This window comes from Pseudoalteromonas sp. SR45-5 (assembly GCF_014163565.1).
Classification (GTDB): Bacteria; Pseudomonadota; Gammaproteobacteria; order Enterobacterales; family Alteromonadaceae; genus Pseudoalteromonas; species Pseudoalteromonas distincta.
The window spans coordinates 1-870 of record NZ_JACJDN010000988.1; the positions used below are offsets into that span (position 1 = coordinate 1).

Annotated in this window: 2 protein-coding genes; one reads left to right on the forward strand and one right to left on the reverse strand. The window is 41.3% G+C overall.

The window, feature by feature from the left end; all coding sequences use genetic code 11:
• On the forward strand, positions 1–304 hold a 304-nt coding region (locus H5072_RS20555), incomplete at its 5' end, for a zinc finger domain-containing protein (RefSeq protein ID WP_310735912.1).
• A gap of 69 nt (positions 305–373) precedes the next feature.
• Here H5072_RS20555 and H5072_RS20560 read toward each other — a convergent pair.
• Entirely contained in the window at positions 374–844 is a 471-nt protein-coding gene (locus H5072_RS20560; RefSeq protein ID WP_182694648.1) for a DUF3299 domain-containing protein, read from the reverse strand.
• Between the last annotated feature and the right edge of the window lie 26 nt (positions 845–870).

Sequence of the window (870 nt, forward strand, 5' to 3'; positions counted from 1 at the left end):
TATTTACGCGAATGAATCGTTATTTAAAGCGGGTATACATCCAAAGCGAGAAGCGGGAAAAGTATCGCTCAAACGTTATCAAGCACTTATCCCTATTATAAAAGACACGCTTGCGGCGGCTATTACACAAGGTGGTACAACGCTTAAAGACTTTGCACAAAGTGATGGTAAGCCTGGGTATTTTGCTCAAGAGCTATTAGTATATGGGCGTAAAGGCAAGCCATGTATGACGTGCGAAAACGAATTAGAAGAAATTAGATTAGGGCAACGCAGTACTATTTTTTGCTCAAATTGCCAAAAGTAGTTATTTGAATTTTACCGACTCTAAATTTAATGAGATTTAAGGGCCAGCTTTAAAAGCGGGCCCTTCATTTTAAAGCTCAAACGGTGCTACACCGACTGCCTTCATTTTATATCCTACCTGCGCGATTTCGCCCGACCATGTTTCTGTGCTTATTATTCCGGTTACAACGATTGCGTCGTACAGACTATCTATAGGCACACCACCTTTAATCGTTACATGGACTATTTGATTTGGCGGTGGTGGTGGTACGTGTATACAGGCGCCAAAATAAGGCACGAGTAAAAACTCGGTAATTACTTCGCTATCGCCCTCAAGTGGCACAACAAAACCTGGCAAACTTACCGATTGACCATCAAGCGCTTTTACCACTGGAGCATCTAAATCGGGTTGCACCCAGTTTTGATCGCTGCCTTCGTGATTAGCTTGTGCTTGAGTGTCTATTTGCATATGACCTTTGGGAATTAAGTCTTCCCAAAAAATTTCTTTTGGTGGATTGGCATAGCTCGCTACGCTTATAAATAATAAGCTAATAGCAGCAATGTATTGAAAAGCTGTTTTAAAAAATG